The organism is Asanoa siamensis (assembly GCF_016862555.1).
Classification (GTDB): Bacteria; Actinomycetota; Actinomycetes; order Mycobacteriales; family Micromonosporaceae; genus Asanoa; species Asanoa siamensis.
In genome coordinates this window covers 14,498-34,447 of sequence record NZ_BONE01000035.1, presented here as the reverse complement: position 1 = coordinate 34,447, position 19,950 = coordinate 14,498, and the positions used below count along the sequence as shown (strand labels likewise).

Annotated in this window: 17 protein-coding genes and 1 pseudogene; 10 read left to right on the top strand and 8 right to left on the bottom strand. The window is 72.1% G+C overall.

Annotation, left to right across the window (positions count from 1 at the left end):
- Positions 1–8 precede the first annotated feature (8 nt).
- The 3 genes and pseudogenes from Asi02nite_RS21635 to Asi02nite_RS21625 all read left to right on the top strand — a co-directional run.
- Positions 9–2,483 carry an AAA family ATPase gene (locus Asi02nite_RS21635; RefSeq protein WP_203715690.1) on the top strand — a complete coding sequence of 825 codons (2,475 nt, stop codon included), beginning with the start codon at positions 9–11 and terminating at the stop codon, positions 2,481–2,483.
- Positions 2,480–3,448: a hypothetical protein gene (locus Asi02nite_RS21630; protein WP_203715688.1), complete on the top strand. Its 969-nt coding sequence runs from the start codon at positions 2,480–2,482 to the stop codon at positions 3,446–3,448. The genes Asi02nite_RS21635 and Asi02nite_RS21630 overlap by 4 nt, the downstream gene beginning before the upstream one ends.
- Positions 3,449–3,477: 29 nt before the next feature.
- Positions 3,478–3,942, top strand: a pseudogene (locus Asi02nite_RS21625) (Uma2 family endonuclease); the annotation flags it as partial.
- Positions 3,943–3,949: 7 nt separating this feature from the next.
- Here Asi02nite_RS21625 and Asi02nite_RS21620 read toward each other — a convergent pair.
- Positions 3,950–5,488, bottom strand: coding sequence for a flavin-containing monooxygenase (locus tag Asi02nite_RS21620; RefSeq protein WP_203715686.1), 1,539 nt, complete (start codon positions 5,486–5,488; stop codon positions 3,950–3,952).
- A 97-nt stretch (positions 5,489–5,585) separates the two neighbouring features.
- On the opposite strand from Asi02nite_RS21620, the gene Asi02nite_RS21615 reads away from it, so the two are divergent.
- Positions 5,586–6,779: a PucR family transcriptional regulator gene (locus Asi02nite_RS21615; RefSeq protein WP_203715684.1), complete on the top strand. Its 1,194-nt coding sequence runs from the start codon at positions 5,586–5,588 to the stop codon at positions 6,777–6,779.
- On the opposite strand, the gene Asi02nite_RS21610 is transcribed toward Asi02nite_RS21615, so the two are convergent.
- Complete coding sequence (locus Asi02nite_RS21610) at positions 6,776–7,531, bottom strand: DUF6745 domain-containing protein (RefSeq protein ID WP_239126892.1); 756 nt, start codon at positions 7,529–7,531, stop codon at positions 6,776–6,778. The two genes, Asi02nite_RS21615 and Asi02nite_RS21610, sit on opposite strands and share 4 nt — an antisense overlap.
- Positions 7,532–7,704: 173 nt before the next feature.
- Between Asi02nite_RS21610 and Asi02nite_RS21605 the strand changes: the two genes are divergently transcribed.
- A complete protein-coding gene (locus tag Asi02nite_RS21605) occupies positions 7,705–8,322 on the top strand; it encodes a TerB family tellurite resistance protein (RefSeq protein ID WP_203715681.1) in 618 nt (205 codons plus the stop codon).
- 16 nt (positions 8,323–8,338) lie between these two features.
- On the opposite strand, the gene Asi02nite_RS21600 is transcribed toward Asi02nite_RS21605, so the two are convergent.
- From Asi02nite_RS21600 to Asi02nite_RS21585, 4 genes are read right to left on the bottom strand one after another with little or no spacing between them, the layout of a single operon-like run.
- Positions 8,339–9,076 carry a GNAT family N-acetyltransferase gene (locus Asi02nite_RS21600; RefSeq protein WP_203715679.1) on the bottom strand — a complete coding sequence of 246 codons (738 nt, stop codon included), beginning with the start codon at positions 9,074–9,076 and terminating at the stop codon, positions 8,339–8,341.
- Positions 9,077–9,090: 14 nt separating this feature from the next.
- The gene (locus tag Asi02nite_RS21595) at positions 9,091–9,801 is read right to left on the bottom strand and encodes an SDR family oxidoreductase (protein WP_203715677.1); all 711 of its coding nucleotides are present in this window, start codon (positions 9,799–9,801) and stop codon (positions 9,091–9,093) included.
- Between the two features lie 10 nt (positions 9,802–9,811).
- A complete protein-coding gene (locus Asi02nite_RS21590; RefSeq protein WP_203715675.1) occupies positions 9,812–10,603 on the bottom strand; it encodes an AraC family transcriptional regulator in 792 nt (263 codons plus the stop codon).
- A 7-nt stretch (positions 10,604–10,610) separates the two neighbouring features.
- The gene (locus Asi02nite_RS21585) at positions 10,611–13,196 is read right to left on the bottom strand and encodes a DUF4062 domain-containing protein (protein ID WP_203715674.1); all 2,586 of its coding nucleotides are present in this window, start codon (positions 13,194–13,196) and stop codon (positions 10,611–10,613) included.
- Between the two features lie 264 nt (positions 13,197–13,460).
- On the opposite strand from Asi02nite_RS21585, the gene Asi02nite_RS21580 reads away from it, so the two are divergent.
- The 5 genes from Asi02nite_RS21580 (at position 13,461) to Asi02nite_RS21560 (ending at position 19,080) form a co-directional block, all read left to right on the top strand.
- A complete protein-coding gene (locus Asi02nite_RS21580) occupies positions 13,461–14,753 on the top strand; it encodes an ABC transporter substrate-binding protein (protein ID WP_203715673.1) in 1,293 nt (430 codons plus the stop codon).
- 66 nt (positions 14,754–14,819) lie between these two features.
- Positions 14,820–15,785: a carbohydrate ABC transporter permease gene (locus tag Asi02nite_RS21575; RefSeq protein WP_203715672.1), complete on the top strand. Its 966-nt coding sequence runs from the start codon at positions 14,820–14,822 to the stop codon at positions 15,783–15,785.
- 11 nt (positions 15,786–15,796) lie between these two features.
- Positions 15,797–16,639 carry a carbohydrate ABC transporter permease gene (locus Asi02nite_RS21570; protein WP_203715671.1) on the top strand — a complete coding sequence of 281 codons (843 nt, stop codon included), beginning with the start codon at positions 15,797–15,799 and terminating at the stop codon, positions 16,637–16,639.
- On the top strand, positions 16,636–17,985 hold the full coding sequence (locus tag Asi02nite_RS21565) for a GH1 family beta-glucosidase (protein ID WP_239126891.1): 1,350 nt from the start codon (positions 16,636–16,638) through the stop codon (positions 17,983–17,985). The genes Asi02nite_RS21570 and Asi02nite_RS21565 overlap by 4 nt, the downstream gene beginning before the upstream one ends.
- 48 nt (positions 17,986–18,033) lie before the next feature.
- On the top strand, positions 18,034–19,080 hold the full coding sequence (locus Asi02nite_RS21560) for a LacI family DNA-binding transcriptional regulator (RefSeq protein WP_203715670.1): 1,047 nt from the start codon (positions 18,034–18,036) through the stop codon (positions 19,078–19,080).
- Here Asi02nite_RS21560 and Asi02nite_RS21555 read toward each other — a convergent pair.
- Both Asi02nite_RS21555 and Asi02nite_RS21550 read right to left on the bottom strand, forming a co-directional pair.
- On the bottom strand, positions 19,077–19,310 hold the full coding sequence (locus Asi02nite_RS21555; RefSeq protein ID WP_203715668.1) for a cold-shock protein: 234 nt from the start codon (positions 19,308–19,310) through the stop codon (positions 19,077–19,079). The genes Asi02nite_RS21560 and Asi02nite_RS21555 overlap by 4 nt on opposite strands.
- A gap of 27 nt (positions 19,311–19,337) precedes the next feature.
- Positions 19,338–19,898 carry a Uma2 family endonuclease gene (locus tag Asi02nite_RS21550; protein ID WP_203715666.1) on the bottom strand — a complete coding sequence of 187 codons (561 nt, stop codon included), beginning with the start codon at positions 19,896–19,898 and terminating at the stop codon, positions 19,338–19,340.
- Positions 19,899–19,950: the final 52 nt, after the last annotated feature.

Here is a 19,950-nt window from a genome sequence, read left to right as displayed (position 1 = left end):
GTCGAGGCATGAGACCCCTTCGGTTGGACATGGCGGGGTTCACCGTCTTCCGGGACGAGACGACCGTCGACTTCACCGATGCCGACTTCTTCGCGCTCGTCGGGCCGACCGGTGCCGGCAAGTCCACTGTGCTCGACGCGATCTGTTTCGCGCTCTACGGTCAGGTGCCGCGGTGGGGAAGCAGCCGGGGCATCGCGAACGCGCTGTCGCCGTCGGCGACCGAGGCCCGGGTCCGGCTGGTCTTCGAGTCCGGCGGCGCCCGCTACGTGGCCACGCGGGTCGTCCGCCGGGACAGCCGCGGCAACGTGAAGACCGGCGGCGCCGGGCTGCAGCAGATGCCCGACAACTTCGACGTGTCCAAACTCGACACCGGGATGACGCCCGAGGACCTGGGTGACGTGCTGGCCGGCACGCCCGCCGAGATGGACGAGGCGGTGCTGCACGCGGTCGGGCTGCCGTACGAGCAGTTCACGAGCTGCGTGATCCTCCCGCAGGGCCAGTTCGCCGACTTCCTGCACGCCAAGCCGGCCACCCGCCAGCAGATCCTGGTCAACCTGCTCGGGCTGCACGTCTACGAGGACATCCAGCGCCGCGCCACCGCCCGCGCGCAGCAGGCCGACGCCGACCTGCGCGCGGTCGACCAGCTCCTGGCCGGCCTCGACGACACCTCCGACGAGGCGCTCGCGGCGGCCGCCGAGCGGGTCGACGCGATGCTGGCCCTGGCGACCCGGGTCACCGAGGGGATGCCCGCGCTCGCCGAGGCGCAGCGGCTGGCGGCCGAGGTCACCGCGGGGCTCGCCGCCCTCGACGACGAGATCGCGCTGCTCGACCGGGTCCGCCCGCCGCGCGGCGTCACGGAGCTGGCCGAGGCGGCGACGACCGCCCGGGAGGCGGCCACCACGGCCGCCGAGGCGGTCACAGCCGCCGAGGACCGCGAGGAGAAGCTGCGCGGCGAGTTGGCCGCGGCCGGCGACCCGGCGGCGCTGCGCCTGCTGCTGCGCGCGCACGAGGAGCACGACGCGGTGACCGCCGAGGCGGCGTCGCTCCAGGACGGACTGTCGAGCGCGGTCGCCGAGCACCGGTCCGCGGCGGCGGCGCTGGAGAAGGCCCGCGCCCAGGCCCTGCGAACGGCCGCCGAGCTGGAGGCGGCCCGGCGGGCCTACCAGGACGCGCAGGCGGCCGACCGGGCCGGCGCGCTGCGGGTGCACCTGCACGCCGGCGCGCCCTGCCCGGTCTGCGAACAGCCCGTGTCGACCGTGCCCGCCGTGCCGTCGTCGTCCGCGGTGCCGGCGGCGGAGAAGGCCGGCCACGCCGCCAAGGCCGCCGACGAGAAGGCGCAGGCCCAGGTCGCCGAGCGGGAGAAGGCGGCGCGCGCACTGGAACGTACCCTCGACCGGGCCCGCGCCCAGCACGAGCAGCTCGTGGTCCGGCTGGCGGCCCTCGACGAGCAGCTCGCCACCTCGCCGGGTGTCGCCGCGCTGCGCCGTGAGCTGGCGACGCTGGCGTCGCTGCAGAAGACGCTCGACGGCGCGGTCGCCGCGCTGAAGTCGGCCCGCGAGCAGGCGCGCACGGCCAACGCCGGCCGCGCCGCGGCGGAGCAGCGGCTGACCCGCGGGTGGACGGAGTTCGACGCGACCCGCGACGCGGTGGCCCGGTTCGGCCCGCCGGCCGCGGCCCGTGAGGACCTGGCCGCGTCCTGGTCGGCACTGTCCGGCTGGTCGTCGTCCGAAGTGGACAACCGACGGTCGGCCCGGTCCGCGCTGGCGGCCGGCGCCGCCGAGGCCGCGGCTACGGTCGCCGCGGCGCGGGAGCGGCTCGACGCGGCGTTCGTCGAGGCCGGCCTGCCGGCACCCGACGACCACGTCCGGGCGGCCACGGTGGCGGTCGAGCGCGCGACGGCGGCGCACGACCGGGTCGAGGAGCGCCGCGCGCAGGCGCAGGGTCTGCTCGACAAGCGGTCCGCGCACGAGCGCGACGGCCAGGTGGCCAAGTCGCTGGCCGGTCACCTGCGGGCCAACAACTTCGAGCGCTGGCTGCTGGAGGAGGCGCTCGACCTGCTGGTCGAGGGCGCGTCGCGGATCCTGCGGGAGCTGTCGGGCGGGCAGTACGACCTGGTGCACGAGAAGGGCGAGTTCTCGGTCGTCGACCACCACGACGCCGGGCTGCGGCGCGGTGTCCGGACGCTCTCGGGCGGGGAGACGTTCCAGGCGTCGCTGGCACTCGCGCTGGCGCTGGCCGAGCAGCTGGCCGGGATGTCGACGTCGGCGGCCAGCCTGGAGTCGATCCTGCTGGACGAGGGCTTCGGGACGCTGGACGCGGCGACGCTGGACACCGTGGCGGCGACGCTGGAGGGCCTGGCGGCCCGCGGCGACCGGATGGTCGGGGTGGTCACCCACGTGGGTGCGCTGGCCGAGCGGGTGCCGGTGCGGTTCGACGTGACCAAGGACGCCCGCACGGCGCACATCACCCGGAGCGGGATATGACCAGCTATTTCGTCGACAACTGGGATCCGTCGTACGGTGCCTCGTTCGAGGCCTCCAGTGCGCCGGCCACCCAGAGCAGCGCGCAGGTCAACACCGACGTCGAGCTGCCGGCCGCCGCCTGGCGACCGCTGACGGCGCCGCCGACGGTCCGCGCACCCGACGTGGTGCTGCTGGTCGACGGTGTGCGCCGGATCGACGCGAGCCTGTGGACGCGGGAGGAGGACGGCACGTCGCATCCGGGCCTGGCGGCCTCGTACGCGGCGGGTGTGGTCCGTTGTGACCTGCGCGCGGGAGCGGCGTCGCTGGCCGGTGCCCTGGTCGAGCGCGGCCTGTTCACGACGTCACCGACGGCGCAGGACATCACGGCGGGCTCGGTCCGCTACGGCGTACGCCAGATCTCCGGCGCCCCCGACCCGGCCCGGCTGATCCCGGCGGTGCAGGGCCCGCTGACGGCGCTGGAGGTGGCGGTCTCCACCCAGGTCCGCGGCGAGTCGCAGGAGCTGCTGGTGGTCGACGGCCCGCTGCGCAACCGCCGGCAGCTCACCCGCACGATCGGCTACGTCAAGACGCAGCAGAGCCAGTATCTGGACGCGACCCTGACCGCGGTGGTCACGGCGCTGCGCCCGGGCGAACGCTCACCGGTGTTCCTGATGGGCACGGCCTGGGGCGGCTACACCTGGTACCTGCGCCTGCCCGGCCCGACCGGCGCACCGTGGGCGGGCATCGTGCGCGTGGAGTGCTCGACGGAGCTGCCGTCGCAGGAGGCGATCGAGCTGGCGGACCTGTCGCTGGTCACGCTGCCGAGATTCGCCTCGACGCCCTACAAGGACCCGCGCGCACCCCAGAACCTGATCCCGATCGCGGGTCTGGAACGCCGCCTCCGCGCCCTACTCGGCGACTCCCGCCTGCTGCACCGCGCCCTCACCCTCGCCGCCGCCCGCAGCGCGGTACCGGTGGGGGCGTAACCGTGCGAAACTGGACGTGGAGGTGAGCAATGACGGTGGCAACTCTCGACTGGGTCAGCCTAGGGCCGCTGAGCGAGGAGGACTTCTTCCAGCTCGGCGAGACCCCTGCCCGCATTGAACTCATCGACGGGAGTCTTCTGGTGAGCCCCGCGCCTTCAAAACGCCACCAACACCTGAGCGTCCAGCTCGTGGTGGCCTTCAACGCCGCGGTGGAGGCCGGTGGGCTGGTCCTGTACGAAACGATCAACCTTCGTCTCAAGACCGACCGGATCGTGATACCGGATCTTGTCGTGGCCGACACAGACCTCGACGGCACGGTGGTCGAAGCCCGTGAGGTGCGGCTGGTGTGTGAGATCGTCTCGCCCAGCAACGCGGTCGCCGACCGAGTGACCAAGATGAATCTCTATGCCGAGGCCGGCATTCCCACCTACCTACTCGTCGAGGGCGACACCTCCGAGCTGTTGCTGCGAGTCTTCCGGCTCGAGGGTGAGCACTACGTGCTCAGCGCGGAAGCCCGGAGCGGTCAGGTGTTGCACCTGGACGATCCGGTCTCCGTAGATCTTGATGTTGATCGTCTTCAGCGACGTTCGCCGCGCGGCCGAAGTGGAGTTCCGGGTCCGTGACGCGGTCGGCGCGGAGGAGTTTGACGTCCGTGTGGTAGTGCATCGAGGTCAGCCACGGTAGGCGGTCGCCCTGGCGGGGGAGGTGGTCGATGACCCGGCGGATGTAACCCGCGTCGAAGTCCAGGAACGGGCGCGTCGGCATCGTCGGGTCCGCCGGCTCCGGGCGGCAGATCTCGTAGCCGTGCTTGTCCATGTGGGCCAGCAGCAGGCAGAAGTGCTCGCAGAGCAGGCCCACCTTGAGCGTCCACGACGAGTTCGTGTAGCCCACGATGAACGCGAAGTTCGGCACCCCCGACAGCATCATGCCCTTGTAGGCGATCGTGTCGTTGACGCGGACCGGCACGCCGTCGACGGTCAGGGTGATGCCGCCCAGCGCCTGCACGTTGAGGCCCGTGGCGGTGACGATCACGTCGGCGGGCAGGTGGCGCCCGGAGGCCAGCAGGATGCCGTCCGCCGTGAAGCGGTCGATGTGGTCCGTGACCATCTCCGCCGTGCCGGCGCGGATCGCCGCGAACAGGTCGCCGTCGGGCACCAGGCAGAGGCGTTGGTCCCACGGGTTGTACGGCGGCCGGAAATGCTCGTCGACCGGGTAGCCCGGCGGCAGGCTGCGGGCGTTGAGCCGGCGGATCAACCGGCGGGCCCGGTCGGGGTGCCGCTGGCAGAAGCGCCAGATCCAGCGCTGCATCGTGATGTTCTTGCGCCGCGTCCAGGCGTACCCGCGCTTCGGGCCGAGGTATTTCTTCAGTGCGTTGCCGATCGCGTCCTTCGTGGGCATCGACATGATGTAGGTCGGCGTGCGCTGCAGCATCGTCACGTGCGCGGCGGTGCCGGCCATCGCGGGCACGATCGTCACGGCGGTCGCGCCGCTGCCGATCACCACGACCCGCTTGCCCTGCCAGTCAAGGTCTTCCGGCCAGTGTTGCGGGTGGACGATCGTACCCTCGAAGCTGTCCTGCCCTTCGAACCGTGGCGCGAAGCCCGCGTCGTAGCGGTAGTAGCCGCCGGCGCAGAACAGCCAGCGCGCCGTGAACGCCGTCGCACCGGCGGGACCGTCCACGTCGACCGACCACAATGCTGTCGATGAGTCGAACGACGCCCCGCGTACCCGATGGTGGTAGCGGATGTGCGGGTCCAGGCCGTTCTCGGTCGCGGTCTCCCGCAGGTAGGCCAGGATCCGCGGCGCCGACGCGATCGCCTCCTGGTCGAGCCACGGCTTGAACGCGTAGCCGAACGTGTGCAGGTCGGAGTCGGAGCGCGTCCCGGGATAGCGGAACAGGTCCCAGGTGCCGCCGGACGCGCCGCGCCCCTCGAGGATCACGAACGTCTTGCCGGGCACCTCCGTCTTGAGGTACCGACCGGCCCCGATGCCGGAGATCCCGGCGCCGACGATCAGGACATCGACATGCTCCACCGCCATTTGTTCATGTTCTGCCGTGGGTCGCACCCGGAGCGAGGACGATCTGCACCGTTGTCGGCTCTGGTGTGGTGCGAACTGCACCCGCTAGCGTCAGGCCATGTCCTGGGAACCCCCATCACCCCGCGTACGGGAGTTGATCCGCCAGGGCGCCGAGGTCGCGCTGAACCCGCGCCCCGAGTGGCTCGCCGAGATCGACGCGGCGACGCTGGCCGGCGAGGCCCGGCGGCCGATCGCGAGCGACCCGGTGCTCGCCGCCGCGACCCGCCGCACCAACCGGTCCAACCTGCTGTTCTGGGCGGCCGCCAACGTCCGGGCGCCCGGCCAGCCCGTGCCCGCCAACGACGAGGCGGCGCCGCTGGCGATCGCCCGCGACCTCGTGCGCCGCGGGCTCGACGAGTCGGCGCTGGACGCCTACCGGGTCGGCGAGGCGGTCGCGGCCCGGCTCTGGGTGCGGATCGCCTGCTCGCTGACCACCGACACGGCGGAGTTGCGGGAGGTCCTCGACGTCTCGCTGCGCTCGATCGCCGCGTTCGTCGACGCGACGGTCACCGCGATCTCGTTGCGGATGCGGGCGGAACGGGCGGCATTGACCAGCGGTACGCACGCGGAACGGCGCGAGACCGTGAGCCTGCTGCTGGACGGGGCGCCGGTGCTGGGGGCGGAGAGCCGCCTCGGGTACGCCCTGGACCGCACCCACACCGCGGCGGTCGTCTGGACCGACGACCCGGACGCCGACCCTCGGCAACTCGACCGGGCCGCGGACGCGCTGGCCGCCGCGGCCGGCCCGGACCGCCCGCTGAGCGTCATCGCCAGCGCCGCGACCCGGTGGGTCTGGGTGCACGGCCGGCCGGCGTCGGTCGCCCTGGACCGGCTGCCGGCGGTGCGGGTGGCCCTCGGCGCGCCGGCGTCCGGTGTGGACGGTTTCCGGCGCAGTCACCAGGACGCCCTGACGACCCAGCGCTTGCTGGTGCGGCTGGGCTCGACGCGCCGGCTGGCCGGGTTCGCCGAGGTGGAACTGGTCGCGCTGGTCACGCAGGACGCGGCCGGCGCCGACCGGTTCGTCACGCGTACGCTCGGCGACCTGGAGACCGCGCCGGCGGAGATCCGGGACGCCGTGCGGACGTTCATCGCCGAGCAGTGCAACGCGTCGCGCGCCGCGGCGCGCCTCTTCACCCACCGCAACACGTTGCTGCGCCGGCTGGCCCGGGCCGACCGCCTGCTGCCGGCGCCGCTCGCGGGCCGCGCCGTGGACGTCGGCGCGGCCCTCGAGATCCTGCACTGGCGCGGTTAGGCCCGCCAGCCGTCCCGGTAGGTGACGGCGGTGAGCGCGACCTCGTCGTGCAGGCCGCCGTCGACCCGGCCGACCTCGACCCGCGCCGGCCGGTCGACCAGCACGCAGACGTCCGTGGCCGGCCACCACCAGCCGCACGAGCGGGTGAGTGTGGACCACGCGGCGAACTGGTCGGTCGTCTCGCTGCTCCAGGTGGCGAGGCCGAGGCGGTGCAGGGTGTCGTAGTAGCCGATCCAGCACGCGTCCTGCTGGCCGTACCAGGAGACCGGCACGTCCGGGCCCAGCGCCGACCGGACCGGTTGCCGGAAACCCTTGCCCAGACTGCGATGCAGGGCTCCGCGTACGCCCCGGTGCAGCACGACGGCCAGCGGCACGCCGCGGGCCAGCGCGTCCAGCGGTGGCAGTTCGGGCCAGGGATCCTTCTTCTTGCCCGGCTGGCGGGCCGGCGACAGTTCCGGGTCGGCGTGGCTGACGCCGGCGCTGAGCGCCGCCCGCAACCGGGACGCTTCGGTGGCCACGTCGCCGGCGAGGGCCGGTGGGCCCACCGGGTCGCGGATCCAGCGGTAGAGGTCGTCCAGGGTGGGCCAGTCCCGGACCAGGGCGAGTGCCTTGGCGGGGGAGGAGACCCACTCGAACCGGGGTCGCGGTCGGGAGATCCGGGCGTAGATCGCGGCCATCGAGCGTTCCGCTGCTTCCCGGTCGGCGGGTCGGGTCGAGAGCCCGTGATCGAGCCACTCCCGCCGGATGTCCACCGCTGACTGCCAAACTGGCACGGCGTCACGCCGCCGCGCGGGCGCGGTCATCGCGCCAGGGCGTCGCCGCCCTTTCGGTTGGTGATCATCCGTACATGGTGCCACAGGCCGGCACGCCTGGCCCACCGTTGGTACTGTTCCGAGATCTCGCCGTCCCCCCACGCGGAGTTCCAATGATCATTTTCGGTGTCTCGGTCTTCTACATCTTCGGCCTGATCGGCACCGGGCAGTTCCACTGTCCGCACTGCGGCGGCGACCGCGAATACGAGCACCGCACCGCGCGGCGCTTCTTCACGCTCTTCTTCCTGCCGGTGATCCCGCTCGACAAGGTCGGCGAGGTGGTGCGCTGCAAGACGTGCCGCACCAAGTTCGACCCGATCGTGCTGACCCGCGCGACGACGGCGCAGCTCACCCACGCGCTCCCGGCGGGCATGCGCGCCGCGGCGGCGGTCGTGCTGCGCGCCGGCGGTGTCTCCGAGGCCTCGGCCCGGGCGGCGGTCGACGCGGTCCGCGAGGCCGGCGCCACCGACTACGACCTGGCCCACGTGCCGACCGACGCGGCCCAGCCGGCCGAGTTCGCGGTGGAGCCGTTGCGCGCCCTGGCCGCCAACTTCACCCAGGACGCGTGCGAGCGCCAACTCGCCAACGCGGTCCGCATCGCCCTCGCCGACGGCCCCCTCAGCCAGCCGGAGCGCGACGCCATCCACTGGATCGCCGAGCAGCTCCGGATGACGCCGGCCCACGCGACCGGCGTCATCGCGACCGTGGAGCAGTCGATCCCCCGCAGCTAGATCGGCGGGACCGGCGTCAGACGTCGACCACCTCGACGACGCGGGTGGTCGGTGCGGCCGCGCCGATCCGCTCCCGGTGGGCGAGGCGGTCCGGGTCGGTCATGAAGGACTCGAGGCCGGCCCGGGACGTGAAGCGGATCAGGTGCACCTCGGTCGTCCCGTCGGTCGACCGGGTGCGGCGTTCCAGCGCGCCGCCGTGCCGGCCGAGCAGCGCCAGCACCGCGTCCTCGTAGCGCCGGCCCGCCTCGGCATCGGAAGCCATCTCGACGACCGCGGCCAGCAGCAGCCCGTCACCGGGGCGCTCCAGCCAGACCGACTCCGGCCAGCCGGGCTGGTCGGCCGGCTGGCGGTGCGACTCGACGAAGCCGTGCCGGGCGTAGAAGCGGGCCGCGGGGTCGTTGCCGGCCAGGTAGGCCAGCCGCACCGGACGGCCGCCCGCGGCCTCGACCAGGGCGGTCAACAGGGCCGAGCCCGCGCCGTGGCCCTGCGCCGCCGGCCGCACGTACAGCCGCCAGATGATCGGGATCTCGCCGGACAGGTCGAGGTTGCCGATGCCGAGCAGGTCGTCGCCGTCGGCCGCGACGAGGACCGTGGTGTTCGCGATGGCGCGTTCGGTCGCCTCGGCGGACCACCACGTCGCCAGGCCGTACGCGACGTAGTCGGCGCCCGCGAACGCGTACGTCGAGGGCCAGGTCTCGTGCCCGATGGCCACGATTCCGGCGACGTCGCCCGGGCCGGCCGTTCTGATCTCCATGAGGCACAAGCCTCTCAGAACAGCAGCCCGCCCGTCGCGCGGATGTTCTGTCCCGTGAGCCACCCGGCCTCGGGTGTGGTCAGGAACGACACGACCGCGGCCACGTCGTCGGGCCGGCCGAGCCGCCCGAGCGCGCTCCACCGCGCCGACAGCTCCAGCTCCTCCGCGCTGTTGTTGGCCCGCAGCAGGTCGGTGTCGGTGGCACCCGGCGACACCGTGTTGACCGTGATCCCGCGCGGGCCGAGCTCGCGCGCCGCGACCGCGGTGACCTGCTCCAGCGCGCCCTTGCTGGCGCAGTAGAGGACGTTCCCGGGCGCGGGCGACACGGTGTTGAGGGTCGAGATGTTGACGATCCGGCCGCCGTCGCGCATGAGCGCCGCGGCGCGGCCGATCGCCAGCAGCGGCACCTTCGTGTTGGCGGTCATCGCCCGGTCGAACTCCTCGGACGTGACGTCCGCGATGGCCGCCGGCACGATGACGGCCGCGTTGTTGACGAGGATGTCGAGTCCATCCTGGACCGGCCCGAACATGGCGTCCAAACAGGACAGTGAGGTCTGGTCGGCGCGCACGGCGACGGTGCCGGGCCAGCGGGCCACCACCTCGTCGGCCGCCACCTTGTCCCGTGCGTAGGTGAACACGACCCGGTGGCCGGCAGCGGCCAGCCGGTCGACGACGGCCCGGCCGATGCCGCGGGAGCCGCCGGTGACGAGTGCGGTGGAGGTCATGCCGGGCACGCTACGCGCCGGGCAGCGGCCGGTATTGAACGATTGCGCACAGCTGTGCCGGTGTCAGCCCGGCCATCGCGCGCGCGGAGCGGCTGAAGTGCGGCTGGTCGGCGTAACCGGCCGCCGCGGCAGCGAGCGACGGGCGGAGACCGTCGCCGAGCAGCGTCAGCGCGGTCTGGAACCGCGTCACCCGCGACACCGCGCCCGGCGAGAGCCCGACCTCCCGGCGGAACCCGACCTCCAGCGCGCGTCGGCTCACGCCCAGGCGGGACGCGAGTAGGCCCACCGGGACGGGCGGCCCGCACAGGCGCTGCCAGGCGGCGGCGACGAGGGTCGACGGCGCGCCCTCACCCAACCGGGCCAGCAGCGCGGCGTCCAGCAGGGCGAAGCGGGCGCGCCAGGACGGCGCCTCGGCCAGCCGGGCGGCCAGCGGGTCGGCCCGCGGCCCGAGCACGTCGTGCCAGTCCACGGTCTGGTCCGCGAGCGCGCTCATCGGCAGTCCGAACAGGACGGACACGCCGGCCGGGGTCAGCCCGACGGAGACGCCGCGGCCCCAGGTGGTCGGGCCGTCCACGGTCGCCCGCGCCCGCGGCCCGCTGAACAGGGCGAACGGGCCGTCGAAGGCGAGGACGAGGGTGGTCGAGGGCAGCGGCAGGAGGCGGTGCGCGACGGGCGCGCCGGTGTGCGAGGAGAACCCGCCGTAGCCCAGCACCAGGCCCCGCAGCCGGGGGTCCGGCCGGCCGGGCGTCGCGCGGCACGCCCCGGCGGACGGTCGCAGCGGCACCGAATGGATCAGCGGCACCGACCCATCATCGCGAACCGTCCAGTGCGTACGCCACCGCCGAGCCGAGGTTGTCGGCCATGCCCTCGGCCCAGGTCCGGGCGTACGCGCGGGTGTCCAGGTCGAGGCCACCGCCCGGCCACGCCGGCACGTACGACCGCATCCAGGCCGCGCTCGCCAGCGTGCGCAGCTTCCGCGCGGACGCGGCCAGCCGGACCGCCCGCTCGGTCGCGCCGTGCCGCGCGGCGAGGTCGGACAGCGCCTCCAGGAAGAGCGACGCGCCCGCCTCGTCCTGGTTGGCGGCAGCGGCCCGCAGGCCGGACTCCAGGCAGGCGGTCGCGCTCTCCGGGTCGCCCTTGGCCAGGGTCGTGACGGCCAGGCTGTAGAGCGCCACGACCTCACCCAGGTAGTCGTTGGTCTTGCGGGCGACCCGCAGCCCGTCGCTGAACTGGGCGGTGGCGGACGCGTAGTCGCCCGTCGCCAGCGGCACCAGGCCCAGCCGGGCGTAGTAGAGCGAGATCATCCATTCCTCGCCCAGCCGCTCGCTGATCTCCTTGGTCTCCTCGAGCAGCTCGCGGGCGAGGTCGTACTCGCCGCGGGCGATGGCGAGCTGGCCCAGCATGCCGGCCGCCCGCGCGGTCGCGTCGTCGTCACCCAGCTCGCGCAGCAGCGGCAGCGCCCGTTCGAGCTGGGCCCGCCCGTGCGCCGGTTGCCCGGTCATCACCGAGATCGCGCCGTCGCCGAAGAGCACGTGGGCGTACGCCCGGGGCGAGAGCTCGTCGGCGCGGGCCAGGACCTGCTTGATGTTGCGCGCGCCCTCGTCGGTGTGGCCGCGCAGCCACCACAGGACCCAGATGATCCAGCCGAACCGCACCGCCTCCTCGAGCTGGCCGGTCTCGATGAACCAGGCGATCGCGGCGCGGATGTTGTCGTGCTCGAGCTCGAGCTCGGCGGCCGCCTGCGGGTTGGTCGACGTGCGGCCGAGCGGCGGGGAGGTGCGCTCCGCGAAGTCCAGGTAGTGGTGGGCGTGCCGGTCGTGGGTGTCCTGCCAGTCGCCGACGTCGTGCAGCCGCTCCAGCGCGAACTCGCGGATGATCCCGAGCATCGTGAAGCGCGGCTCGTGGTCGCCGGGCTCCTGCGTGACCAGGCTGCTCTCGATCAGCGACGAGAGCGCGTCGAGCCCCTCGTAGCGCTCCGGCACGCCGGCCACCGCGCGGGCGGCGTCCAGGTCGAACCCGCCGGCGAAGACACCGAGCCGGGCGAACAGCTCCTGCTCGCCGGGCGGGAGGAGCTGGTAGCTCCAGGCGATCGCGTCGCGCAGCGTGCGCTGCCGGGCGGGCAGGTCGCGGGCGCCGCCGGTGAGCGTGCCGAGCCGGCTGGCCAGCCGGTCCAGCAGTGCCCGCGGGGTCAGCACGCGCACCTTCGCGGCGGCGAGCTCGATCGCCAGCGGCAGCCCGTCGAGCCGGCGGACGATCTCGGCGATCGCGGCGGCCTCGCCGGCCCCGACCGCGAAGTCCGCCTTCGCGGCACGGGCCCGCTCGACGAACAGCCGGGCGGCGCCGTCGCGGCGGACGGCGACCACCGGGTCCTCCGTGGGGCGGGGCACCGGCAGCGGCGGCACGTCGAACACGTGCTCGCCGGTCAGTCGCAGCGGAACCCGGCTGGTGGCCAGGATCATGACGCCGGGAGCGGCGTCGAGCACCGCGGCGAGCGCGGGCGAGGCGTCCGCGAGGTGCTCCATGTTGTCGACGACCAGCAGCAAAGAGCGGTTGCGCAGGTACGTGACGACGTCGTCGAGGGGCGGCCGGTTGGGAATGGTCCGCAGCCCGAGCGACTGGGCCAGCGCGGCGGGCACCAGCGCCGGGTCGGTGACGCCGGACAGGTCGGCGAACCGCACCCCGTCGGCGAACGTGCCGCGCAGCTCCGAGCCCAGCTCCATGGCGAGGCGGGTCTTGCCGACACCGCCGGGCCCGGTCAGCGTGACGAGCCGGACGTCGTCGCTGGTCAGCAGCGTGCGCAGGGTGCGCTGCTCGATGCGCCGGCCGAGCAGCGGGTTGGGCGGCACGGGCAGCTCGTCGCGGGGGCCCACGTCGGGCTCGACGTCCGCGCTGGGCCGCGGGTTGAACCGCTCGGTGAGCAGCAGCGCGATGTCCTCGCTGACCACCCGGCGCAGCTCGTCGGCGGTGCGGAACTGCCGGTAGCTGACTCGGGCGTCGTCGCGGACGCGGTCGAGCATCGCGGTGAGCCGGGGGTCACGGTTGGGGGCGGGGGTCTTGACGTAGACGAGCTTGGGGAGGTGCGCGGCGACCTGGAACTCCTCGGCTATGCCGGAGACCTCGGCGCCCTGCCCGACCCAGCCGTAGCTCTCCCAGTAGACGCCGACGAAGAGCTGGCTCTGCTCGATGTAGGCCCGGTAGACGTCGCGGGGATTGTGCGGCCGCGCGCCCAGCTCGAACATGACGGGCACCAGCCGCATCCGGGCTATCGCGTCCCGGACGGCCAGGCGCTCAGGCTCCAGCTCCTCCAGGGTCGACGAGACAAACACGCGCAACCGGTGGTCCGGCGTGTGGATCACACTGTGCGACCCACTGGCCGGCTCCCCAGAGCTTGCCATGAAAAACCATCACATCCCCCCGTACGGCCAACGAAGGTACCTGCCGGCCGCAGCGCTGCGTAGGGCGGGTCCCACAGATTGCGACGTTCATTTCGTGAGAGCGCTCCCATAACGGTTTGGGAACGCTCCCAGCGACCGGTATTGACGGACACGAAACTGCTCGGCAATCTCGTGGGAGCGCTCCCGGCGGACCGTGAAATCGACGTACCCGGGTTTCGCCGACCACCCACCGCACCTTCATCTCCGACCTGAGAGGGGTCCTGGATGAGCGTCATCCGGCGCCGCACCAGGCTGGTCGCACTCGCCGCCGCATCCACCGTCGTGCTCGGCGTCGCTGCCTGTGGCAGCGACGAGGGCACCGGCGACACCGCCGGCGGCAAGCCCGACAAGCTGGTCATCGAGACCTTCGGCGAGTTCGGCTACGACGAGCTGGTCAAGCAGTACGAGAAGGACACCGGCATCAAGATCGAGCTGCGCAAGACGGCGCAGCTCAACGAATACCGCCCCAAGATCGTGCGGAGCCTGGCGACCGGCAAGGGCATCGCCGACGTCGTCGCGCTCGAGGAGGGCATCCTCAACGAGTTCAAGATCAACCCGACGAACTGGGCCGACCTCACGCCGCTGGTGGCCGACCACAGCAAGGAATACCTGCCCTGGAAGTGGGAGCTCGGCAAGGCCGCCGACGGGCGCCTGATCGGCCTGCCCACCGACGTCGGCAGCCTCGCGGTCTGCTACCGCAGCGACCTGTTCAAGGCGGCCGGCCTGCCGACCGAGCGTGACCAGGTCACCGCGCTCTGGCCCGACTGGGACGCGTTCATCGAGACCGGCAAGAAGTACCGCGACAAGACCGGCAAGGGCATGCTCGACTCGGTCACCACCGCGGCCAGCGCGATCACCTTCCAGGTCGGCGGCGACATCTTCTACGACAAGGAAGACAACGTCGTCGCGGACAAGAGCGCGGCCGTGAAGCAGGCGTGGGACACCTCGCTGAAGATGGTCGACGCCAACATCACCGCCAAGACCGCCACGTGGTCGCCGGAGTGGAGCGCGGGCTTCAAGCAGGGCACGTTCGCCGCGACGTTCTGTCCTTCGTGGATGCTCGGCATCGTGCAGGACAACTCGGGCCCCGAGAACAAGGGCAAGTGGGACGTCGCCGGTGTGCCCGGCAAGTCCGGCAACTGGGGTGGCTCGTGGCTGGCCGTGCCCGAACGGGGGAAGCACAAGACCGAAGCCGCGAAGCTGGCCGAGTGGCTGACCAGCGCGACGAGCCAGGTGTCGGCGTTCAAGCTCAAAGGCCCACTGCCGACCAACCTCGAGGCGCTGCAGAACCCGGAGTTCCAGTCCTACACGAACCCGTACTTCACCGACGCGCCGACCGGCAAGATCTTCGGCGGCAGCGTCGAGGGCATCCAGCCCGTCCACCTCGGCCCCAAGCACCAGGCCGTGAAGGAGCAGGCGATGGAGCCGGCGCTACGGGCGTACGAGAACGGTGAGGCCAACGCGGCCGCCGCCTGGGACCAGTTCATCAAGGACGCCGCCACGCAGGGCGCCTTCTGACGGAACGACCCCGGAAGGGCCCCTTGCGACAAGGGGCCCTTCCGCACGGTCGGAGAAAGGACCCAGATGGCACTCGCCACGCCCGCGCGCCCGGCGCCGTCCCCACCGGCGAAGCCACACCGGCACCGTTCGACCCGCGGGGCCAAGCGCGCCCGTTGGGACATGAAGTACTCGCCGTACCTCTACATCGCACCGTTCTTCGTGGTCTTCGGCATCTTCGGGTTCTATCCGATGCTGCGGACGGCCTGGATGTCACTGCACGACTGGGACCTGATCGGTGAGCACACCTTCATCGGGTTCGACAACTACGCTGCCCTGCTCCAGGACGAGTACTTCTGGAACTCGGTCGTCAACACGCTCGGCATCTTCGTGGTCGCCACGGTGCCGCAGTTGGCCCTGGCGCTGTTCCTGGCGAACCTGCTCAACCGCACCCAGCTCCGGGGCAAGACGCTGTTCCGGATGGCCATCTTCGTCCCGAACATCACCTCGGTGGCCGCGGTCGCGATCGTCTTCGCCATGATCTTCCAGCGCGACTTCGGCGTCGCCAACTGGTTGCTCAGCCTCGTCGGCGTCGATCCGATCGACTGGGACGCGCAACGGTGGAGCTCGTGGATCGCGATCGCGTTCATGGTCGACTGGCGGTGGACGGGCTACAACGCGCTGATCCTGCTGGCCGGCATGCAGGCGATCCCGCGCGACCTCTACGAGGCGGCCGCGCTCGACGGCGCCAACCAATGGCGCCAGTTCTGGCGGATCACCCTGCCGATGCTCACGCCGACGTTCGTGTTCGTCGTGCTGCTCTCCACGTTCGGCGGGCTGCAGCTGTTCACCGAACCGCTGGTGTTCGGCAACGGCAACATGCGCGGTGGGACGCAACGGGAGTTCCAGACGGTCGCGATGTACATGTACGAGAAGGGCATCAACAGCCTCAACACCGCCGGGTACGGCGCCGCGATCGCCTGGGCGCTGTTCGTGCTCATCGGCATCATCGCCGCCATCAACCTGGCCGTCGTCCGCCGTACCGTGAAATGAGGGAGCGCACGATGGTCGCGGCCTCCGCCCGCCTCTGGAAGACCAGCCCCCTGACCTACATCGCGCTGGTCATCGGCGTTCTCGCGTCGATCTACCCGTTCTACTACATGTTCGTCATCGCCACCCGCAGCCTGGACGCCATCAACTCCGTGCCGCCGCCGATCACCCCCGGCGACGCCTTCGGGGCCAACTTCCAGCGGGTGCTCGACAACGACGCCGCCAACTTCGTCAAGGGCATCGTCAACTCGGTCATCGTGTCCACAGTGGTCACCGTCGCGGTGGTGCTGACCGGCACGCTGGCCGGCTTCGCGTTCGCCAAGCTGCGGTTCCGTGGCCGCGGCGCGCTGCTGCTGCTGACCATCGTGACGATGATGGTGCCGACCCAGCTCGGCCTGATCCCGCTCTGGGGCATGATGCAGGAGCTGAACTGGTACGACACCCTCTACGCGGTCACGGTGCCGTTCCTCGTCAGCGCGTTCGGCGTGTTCATGATGCGGCAGTACGCCACGCAGGCGGTGTCCGACGAGCTGATCGAGGCGGCCCGCGTCGACGGCTGCAGCACGCTGCGCATCTACTGGAACGTCGTGCTGCCCGCGCTGCGCCCGGCCGCCGCGGTGCTCGGGCTGCTCACCTTCATGGACACCTGGAACCAGTTCCTCTGGCCGTACGCGGTGCTGACCAACGACAACCCGACGTTGCAGGTCTCGCTCGCGTTCCTGTCCTACGCCTACTACACCGACTACGCACAGGTCTTCGCGGCGACCGCCGTCGGGACCGTACCCCTGCTGCTCGTGTTCGTGTTCTTCGGCCGTCAGATCATCGGCGGCATCATGGAAGGTGCCGTCAAGTCGTGACGATCGCGTTCCCGCCCGGGTTCCTCTGGGGTGCCGCCACCGCGGCCTACCAGATCGAGGGGGCGGCCACCGAGGACGGACGGACACCGTCCATCTGGGACACCTTCAGCCACACCCCGGGGCGCACGGTCGGCGGTGACACCGGCGACGTCGCCTGCGACCACTACCACCGGTTCCGCGACGACGTGAAGCTGATGGCCGACCTGGGGCTGCGGTCGTACCGGTTCTCGCTGTCCTGGCCCCGGATCCAGCCGCGGGGCAGCGGACCCGCCAGCCAACGCGGGCTGGACTTCTACCGCGGTCTCGTCGACGAGTTGCTCGACAACGGGATCGAGCCGTGGGTGACGCTCTACCACTGGGACCTGCCGCAGGAGTTGGAGGACGCCGGCGGCTGGCCGGCGCGGGACACGGCGCTGCGGTTCGCCGACTACGCGGCGCTCGCCCACGAGGCGTTGGGTGACCGGGTCCGGTTCTGGACCACGTTCAACGAGCCCTGGTGCTCGGCGTTCCTGGGCTACGGCTCGGGGGTGCACGCGCCGGGGCGGACGGACGGTGCCGAGGCGGTGCGGGCGGCGCACCACCTGCTGCTCGGGCACGGGCTGGCGTTGCGGTCGGTGGGCCAGGCGGGGATCACGCTGAACCTGTACGCGGTGTCGCCGGCGTCGCAGGCGCCCGCGGACGTCGACGCGGCACGGCGGATCGACGGGCTGGCGAACCGGTTCTTCCTCGACCCGCTGTTGCGCGGCGCGTACCCGGCGGATGTGGTTTCTGATCTGGCAGATGTGACCGATATGTCCCACGTGCGCGATGGGGATCTGGCGATCATCTCCACGCCGCCGGCCATGCTGGGCGTCAACTACTACAGCCGGCACGTCGTGGCCGGCGGTGGTGCGTCCTCGTCGGGGGCGACGTCGTGGCCGGGCAGTGGGGATGTCCGGTTTGTCACCCGAGGCGTTCCGGTCACCGATATGAACTGGGAGATCGACGCGCCGGGCCTGGTGGAGACGCTGACCCGGTTGCGCGACGAGTACCCGGCGGTGCCGCTCTACGTCACCGAGAACGGGGCCGCGTTCGTCGACGCGGTGGTCGACGGGGAGGTGGTCGATCCCGATCGGGTCGCCTATTTCGACGCCCACCTGCGCGCCTGCCACCAGGCGATCACGGCCGGGGTGCCCCTGCGGGGCTACTTCGCCTGGTCGCTGATGGATAATTTCGAATGGGCGTGGGGCTACACGAAGCGTTTCGGCCTGATTCATGTCGATTATGCGACCCAGCTCCGCACCCCGAAAAGCAGCGCCAGGTGGTACGCCGAAGTGATCCGACGTAACGGACTGGCCGCAGAATAGGCGCGGCGCACCGAAACGCCGGCCAGCCGCCGGCGGAGGAGCGAAACGATGACTACCCAGCGCACCCGGTCCCTCGGCCGACCCACCCTCGACGCGGTCGCCGCGCGGGCCGGGGTCGGCCGGGGCACCGTCTCCCGGGTGGTCAACGGCTCACCACAGGTCAGCCCGGAGGCCCGGGCGGCGGTGCAGGCGGCGATCGCCGAGCTCGGCTACGTCCCCAACCGCGCGGCCCGGGCCCTGGTCACCCAGCGCACCGACTCGGTCGCCCTGGTCGTCTCGGAGTCGGAGGAGCGGGTCTTCGGCGAGCCGTTCTTCGCCGCGATAGTGCGCGGCGTCAGCTCGGGCCTGCTCGACACGTCGATGCAGCTGTGGCTCGCGATGGCGCAGTCGCCGGCCGAGCGGGAGCGGATCGAGCACCACCTGACCAACCAGCACATCGACGGCGTGCTGCTGCTCTCGCTGCACGACGCCGACCCGCTGCCGACGCTGCTGGAGCAGCGCGGCCTGCCGACGGTGCTGGGCGGCCGGCCGGCGCGGATGCTGGAGCCGGGGGCGCAGCAGGCCTACTACGTCGACGTCGACAACGCGGGCGGGGCCCGGCAGGCCGTCGAGTACCTGTTCGGCCGCGGCCGCCGCACGGTGGCGACGATCGCGGGCCCCCAGGACATGGGCGCCGGCGTGACGAGGCTGGCGGGCTACCGCCAGGCGGTCGAGGCGACGGGCGCGCGGGTGGCGGAGAACCTGATCGCGTACGGCGACTTCAGCGAGGCGAGTGGCACGGCGGCGATGCGCCGGCTGCTGGAGGAGACACCCGACCTCGACGCGGTCTTCGCGGCGTCGGACCTGATGGCCTTCGGCGCGCTGCGCGCGCTGCAGGAGGCGGGCTGCCGGGTCCCGGACGACGTGGCGGTGGTGGGTTTCGACGACGCCCCGATCGCCCGGCAGTCGAACCCGCCGCTGACGACGGTGCACCAGCCGATCGAGGAGATGGGCCGGGAAATGGCCCGCTTGCTGGTGGCCCGCATCCGCCGCGCGGACATCCCGCAGCCCTACGTCCTGCTGGACACGTCGCTGGTGGAGCGCGCGAGCGCCTAGGGCACGACCGTGACGGCCCGGAAGTCGTAGCCGTCCTGCCCGGGCGCTTCCCACTCGAGCCGCACCACCTGCCCGGGCGCGAGGGCCCGGTAGCCGGCCATCTCGATCTGGCTGAAATGCACCCAACACCCACCAGGCGTATCCGGCGAGTCGACCACACCCCACCCTTCCTCGACCCGCCACTCCCGCGTGCTGCCCGTCGTGGTCCCGGTGCGCCGATCGTCCGTCACGCGACGATCGTAGGAACAGGTCGTGGGCTAGACGGGGCCGGCCACCGGGATGTCCAGCGCCAGCGGCTCGGTGGCCTGGAGGCGCTCACCCGGTGTGGCCTCGGCCGCGAGCACGTAGTGCTCGCCGCGCAGCACGAACAGCCGGAGCACGGGGGAGTCGGCCTCGGTCTCGGTCTCGGTCTCGACGAGAAGGTAGGCCGGAATCCCGGCCATCGCGTAAAGCTGCATCTTGAGGACCCGGTCGGCGATCGCGTTGCTCGGCGAGACGATCTCGCCCACGAGGCGCACCTCGGCGGCCTCGACGATCGAACCGTCCTCGTCGGTGTCCGCGACCACGAGATCAGGGATCACGACGCGGTTGGCCTTGAGGCGTAGGTTGACCGCCTCGTACACGGTGAGGCCGGCGGGCTCCGCGGTCACGTCCAGCATCGCGGCGAGCTTGCGGCTCACGCGCTGGTGGCGCTTGCTCGGGGCCGGACTCACGAGCAGACTCCCGTCGAACAGCTCGATGCGCTGGAGGGTCTTGCCTAGATCGAAGTACTCGTCCTCGGTCCACGGACCGACATGTTCTAGGGATGCCGCCGTCACAGCTGACCACCTCCTCGCCTGCTCGTCGCCCGGCCCTATTTTCGCACGCGTC